The sequence below is a fragment of the Paraburkholderia sp. genome, from assembly GCF_035948235.1.
Taxonomy (GTDB): domain Bacteria; phylum Pseudomonadota; class Gammaproteobacteria; order Burkholderiales; family Burkholderiaceae; genus Paraburkholderia.
In genome coordinates this window covers 1-4,818 of the sequence record NZ_DASZJJ010000353.1, presented here as the reverse complement: position 1 = coordinate 4,818, position 4,818 = coordinate 1, and the positions used below count along the sequence as shown (strand labels likewise).

The 4,818-nt window shown below is 63.6% G+C and carries 5 protein-coding genes; 2 read left to right on the top strand and 3 right to left on the bottom strand.

The features are described from left to right. The first annotated feature begins 247 nt into the window (after window positions 1–247). Both VG320_RS31140 and VG320_RS31135 read left to right on the top strand, forming a co-directional pair. Complete coding sequence (locus VG320_RS31140; protein ID WP_327203912.1) at window positions 248–880, top strand: DUF47 domain-containing protein; 633 nt, start codon at window positions 248–250, stop codon at window positions 878–880. A gap of 11 nt (window positions 881–891) precedes the next feature. Further along, window positions 892–1,902, top strand: a complete 1,011-nt coding sequence (locus VG320_RS31135) for an anion permease (RefSeq protein ID WP_327203911.1) — start codon at window positions 892–894, stop codon at window positions 1,900–1,902. A gap of 73 nt (window positions 1,903–1,975) precedes the next feature. Here the strand turns inward: VG320_RS31135 and VG320_RS31130 are convergent, their stop codons facing one another. The 3 genes from VG320_RS31130 to VG320_RS31120 all read right to left on the bottom strand — a co-directional run. Beyond that, window positions 1,976–2,794 carry an SDR family oxidoreductase gene (locus tag VG320_RS31130; protein ID WP_327203910.1) on the bottom strand — a complete coding sequence of 273 codons (819 nt, stop codon included), beginning with the start codon at window positions 2,792–2,794 and terminating at the stop codon, window positions 1,976–1,978. A gap of 134 nt (window positions 2,795–2,928) precedes the next feature. Beyond that, a complete protein-coding gene (locus tag VG320_RS31125; RefSeq protein ID WP_327203909.1) occupies window positions 2,929–3,957 on the bottom strand; it encodes an NlpC/P60 family protein in 1,029 nt (342 codons plus the stop codon). Window positions 3,958–4,205: 248 nt separating this feature from the next. Then, on the bottom strand, window positions 4,206–4,818 hold a 613-nt coding region (locus tag VG320_RS31120), incomplete at its 5' end, for a PhoH family protein (protein ID WP_327203908.1).

Sequence of the window (4,818 nt, the reverse complement as noted above, 5' to 3'; positions counted from 1 at the left end):
CTGGACGAAGAAAGGATCAGGAAGCTGGTTCGCGAGGAAGTCAACCGAGTGTTAGAAACCCGCGCGTCGATGACGGTTTTGCGGCACAAGCAGAGTGATGCTTCAAGCCTGGCGGGGGAGTGTCTGGCACAATGACGCTTTCGTGACAGGCGCAGCTTCTAAGGTCTGACGAAGCGGGATTCCGTACTTATTCCGTACTGCCCACTGCGGGCAAGTCATAAGTACCTGATTCATATACATTTTACTAATGTTTAGCCTAGCAAAACTCAAGCCCACCGAGGGCAAGTTCTTCGAAATCTTCAACGCGCACGCGAAGTGCATCGTTTCCGCAAGCCGTGAGCTCGAGCTCGTGATCGACAATCTGGCTGACGCAGAAGTCCACAAACAGAATGTGCAGGCTGCCGAAAAGGCCGCCGACAAGCTCACGCACGAAGCGATTGACCTGCTGCACAAGACTTTCATCACGCCGCTCGATCGCGACGAGATCCACAAGCTGATCACCACGATGGACGACTGCCTCGACCTCATGGAGGACGTCGCCACCGCCATCTCGCTGTACGACGTGCAGGCAGTCACCGCCGAGGCGAGCCAGCTCGCGCACGTGGTCACGGCTACCGCCGAGCGCGTGCAGGCTGCGGTCGCGCTGCTCTCCGACATGAAGCAGGCGCGCGAAATCCTCAAGGCCTGCGAGGACATCGACCGTCTGGAGTCGGACGCCGACCGCCTGCTGCGCGGCGCGATCTCCAAGCTCTTCCGCGAGGAAGACGACGTCAAGAACCTGATCAAGCTTAAGGCGATCTACGAACTGCTCGAAGCGATCACGGACAAGTGCGAGGATGTGGCGAACATCATCGAAGGCATCGTCCTGGAAAACGCCTGAGCGGGACCACGATGCAATCGATACAACTCGCCCTCTGGGTGGTCGCCTTTCTTGTGGCCATCGCCCTCATTTTCGACTTCATGAACGGCTTTCACGACGCGGCGAACTCCATCGCCACCGTCGTGTCCACGGGCGTCCTCAAGCCGCAGCAGGCGGTGGCGTTCGCAGCCATGTTCAACGTGATCGCCTATTTCGTGTTCCACCTCAAGGTGGCGCAGACGGTGGGCAAGGGCACCATCGACCCTGACATCGTCGATCACTACGTGGTGTTCGGCGCGCTCATCGGCGCGATCGGCTGGAACGTGCTGACGTGGTACTACGGTATTCCGTCGAGCTCGTCGCACGCGCTGATCGGCGGTCTGGTGGGCGCGGCGCTGGCGAAGTCGGGCTGGCACTCGCTGAACTTCGACGGCCTGATGAAGACCGTGGCGTTCATTTTCATCTCGCCGCTGCTGGGTTTTATTCTCGGCTCGTTCTTCATGCTGACGGTGTCGTGGCTGTACTTCCGCACGCCACCCAGCAAGGTGGACCGGCGCTTCCGGCGTCTGCAGCTGATTTCGGCCAGCCTCTATAGCCTGGGGCACGGCGGTAACGACGCGCAGAAGACCATCGGCATCATCTGGATGCTGCTGATCGCGACCGGTTACTCGGCGATCGGCTCGGACGCGCCGCCTATCTGGGTGATTGGCGGCTGCTATCTGTCGATGGGTATCGGCACGCTGTTTGGCGGCTGGCGCATCGTGCGCACCATGGGTCAGAAGATCACCAAGCTCAAGCCCGTGGGCGGTTTCTGCGCCGAAGCGGGCGGGGCGCTGACGCTCTTCACGGCTTCATGGCTCGGCATTCCGGTGTCCACGACCCACACCATTACCGGCGCGATCGTCGGCGTGGGCGCGACGCAGAAGCTCAGCGCCGTGCGCTGGGGCGTCGCGGGCAACATCGTCTGGGCCTGGGTGCTGACGATTCCGGCTTCGGCCACGCTTGCCGCAGCGGGCTGGTGGATCGGTCACCGGTTGATGTAACGCCAGCACTTGCACGCGAGATCATGAACGGCGCCTTCGGGCGCCGTTTTTCTTTTGCCGCCAGTCTTTGAAGTCAGATGATTGGCGTCGCGCAGCCGTCCATCGGCACGATCGCACCCGTTACATAGCTCGCGCGGCGACTGGCCAGAAACAGCACGACGTCGGCGATTTCCTCGGGTTTCGCGTAGCGGCCCAGCGGCACTCTGGCCTCGCCGCGCGCGAGGGCTTCTTCGGCACTCACGCCTTCGCGTCCGGCTTCCAGTTGCAGGGCTTCCTGCAGGCGCTCGGTGAGCGTCGCGCCAGGATTGATCGCGTTGATGCGAATGCCGTAGCGCGCGTGATAGTGCGCAAGGCCCACCGTCGCGAGCATCAGGGCCGCATTGGCCGCGCCGCCCGCGATGTGAATGTCGCTCGGAGATTTACCGCCCATGCCGATGATGTTGACGATCGCGCCGGGCTCCGTGTCTTCGCCCGCTGCCTTTGCGGCCTTGGCGCGCTCCACCATGCGGCGCAGCACTTCCTGCTGCGGATAGATATACGGGAAATACTTCGCTTCCATCGTGGCGCGGAAGGCGTCGGCGTCCAGCAGTTCCGGATCGTAGCGGCGCGCGGCGCCTGAGCTGTTGACGAGGATATCGATCGGGCCCACTGCGGTGGAGACTTCTTCGACCACATCGGCGGCGCTATGGGGTTCGTGCAGGTCCGCGCGGGTGAGATGGACGTGCAGGCGCTCGCTCGCCAGTTGCTCGCGCGCGCGCGCCAGATTGGCGGGGTCGCGCGAGACGATCGCGACGCGTGCGCCTTCCTTGGCGAACGCCCGGGCGCAGGCGAGCCCGATGCCCTTGCTGCCGCCCGTCACCAGCACCACCTTGTTACCGAGTCCGAGATCCATCGCTGCCTCGCTGCACATGGGATTGAAAACAGTACCAAAACCATAGCAGACGCGGCTCCCCGGCGAAACCGCTATGGCTGCTCGTTAGCCGTCTGGATAAGGGCAGGGATCGGCTGCGCGCCGTGCGCGGGCACCTAGAACGAACCGTTGGCGAAACGGGCGATGGGGTCGTCGCTGGACTGCGTGGGTGCGCTTTGGCTGCTGCCAGCCGTCGAAGCGCGCATGATCTGCACGGGCTGGGCGGGTTGCGTCGGCTGGATGGGTGTGGAGCCCGCCTGGGCAGCTTGCTGCTGTGCCGCGCTGACGGCAGGCGGTGGCGGCTCGAAAGCGTCGGCGGCGGCGTCGATGGCGTCACGCGGGGCGTCTGCTGAAGCGGTGGGTGCCATGGCGCCAGCATCCCGCGCCTGGGTCTGCGCCGCGCTCATTGCTTGCGGCGGCGGTTCGAAAGCGTCGGCCGATGGCGAGTTCGGCGCGCTATTTGCATACGCTGGCGGCTGCGTCGTCGTCAAACGGTTCTGGGCGCTGACGACGGGCGCGGGAGCCGCGACCGGCGCAACCGCGGCCACGGCGGGTGTTCGCGGCGCGGGCGTTGACGCCTCGTAAGTCGGTTCGTCGAACGGCGCAGGTGCGCGCTTCGCGGGCGCGAGCCGCCGTATGCCGTCGAAATGCTTCGCCCAGTACGGATTGGTCAGATAGTCGAGCCGCACGGTGCCGCCCGTCGAGGGCGCGTTGACGAAGCGCAGCTTGCCCACATAGATGCCCACATGTGAGTGGGGCCGCCCGGTGGTGTTGAAAAACACGAGGTCTCCCGCCGCGATCTGGTCGGGTTCGATCGATTCGCCGCGCTGGCTCATGTCGAGTGTCGTGCGTGGCAGATCTTCCTGGGCCGCGCGTGCAAACACGTATTTCACGAGACCGCTGCAGTCGAAGCCGCTATCGGGCGTATTGCCGCCCCAGCGATAGGGAATGCCGACCAGACCCATCGCCTGGATCGAGATTTCCTCGCGTCCGACGCTGTGATCGACAAAATTGGGGAAGCCGGGCGGTTTGGTGCGCCATGCGTAGCCTGCGCTGGAGCCGTTGCCGCGCGATACCTTCTGCGGAGCGCTCGAACACGCCGCCAGAAAGACCACAATCAGTAACGCAAGCCAGAGTCGCCGCATGAAAAGCAGAAGGCGAACGCGAGGCGCACGCCATTGGGGAAAACCGGTAATTCGCCGATGGTAGCCCGTCAGAGCAGGCTTCGGCAAGAATTCTTCACAACTTACTTGAACTTCGTTCGCTAGACGTTGCAGTCATGGCACGTCATCACGGCGTTCGCCCATGAAAAAAGGACCGCATCCGGTTGCCCGGAGACGGTCCTTCAGAGAGTGTCCGGCGCTGACAAAAGCGCCGGATTCAGTACGTCGCCTTACAGGATATCGGACGCGTAATCGGCCAGACGCGAGCGCTCGCCGCGCGCCAACGTCACGTGTCCGCTATGCGCCCAGCCCTTGAAGCGGTCGACCACGTAAGTGAGACCCGAGCTGCCTTCGGTCAGATACGGCGTATCGATCTGAGCGATGTTGCCCAGACACACGATCTTGGTGCCCGGACCCGCGCGCGTGACGAGCGTCTTCATCTGCTTCGGCGTGAGATTTTGCGCCTCGTCGATGATGAGGTACTTGTCCACGAAGGTACGGCCGCGCATGAAGTTCATGCTCTTGACCTTCAGGCGCGAACGGATCAGCTCCTGGGTCGCGGCGCGGCCCCATTCGCCGGCGGCGTCGTCCGTTTTCTGGAGCACTTCGAGGTTGTCGTCGAAGGCGCCCATCCACGGCTGCATCTTTTCTTCTTCCGTACCCGGCAGGAAGCCGATGTCCTCGCCGACCGGCACCGTCGCACGCGTCACGATGATCTCGTTGTAGCGCTTGTCGTCGAGCACCTGCGCCAGACCCGCCGCGAGCGCGACCAGCGTCTTGCCCGTGCCGGCCTGGCCGAGCAGGGTGACGAAGTCGATCTCGGGGTTCATCAGCAGGTTCAGC

Bases quoted from the DNA above. Each gene is read 5' to 3' on its own strand.
- VG320_RS31140 (WP_327203912.1), top strand. From the start codon at position 248: ATGTTTAGCCTAGCAAAACTCAAGCCCACCGAGGGCAAGTTCTTCGAA.
- VG320_RS31135 (WP_327203911.1), top strand. From the start codon at position 892: ATGCAATCGATACAACTCGCCCTCTGGGTGGTCGCCTTTCTTGTGGCC.
- VG320_RS31130 (WP_327203910.1), bottom strand. From the start codon at position 2,794: ATGGATCTCGGACTCGGTAACAAGGTGGTGCTGGTGACGGGCGGCAGC.
- VG320_RS31125 (WP_327203909.1), bottom strand. From the start codon at position 3,957: ATGCGGCGACTCTGGCTTGCGTTACTGATTGTGGTCTTTCTGGCGGCG.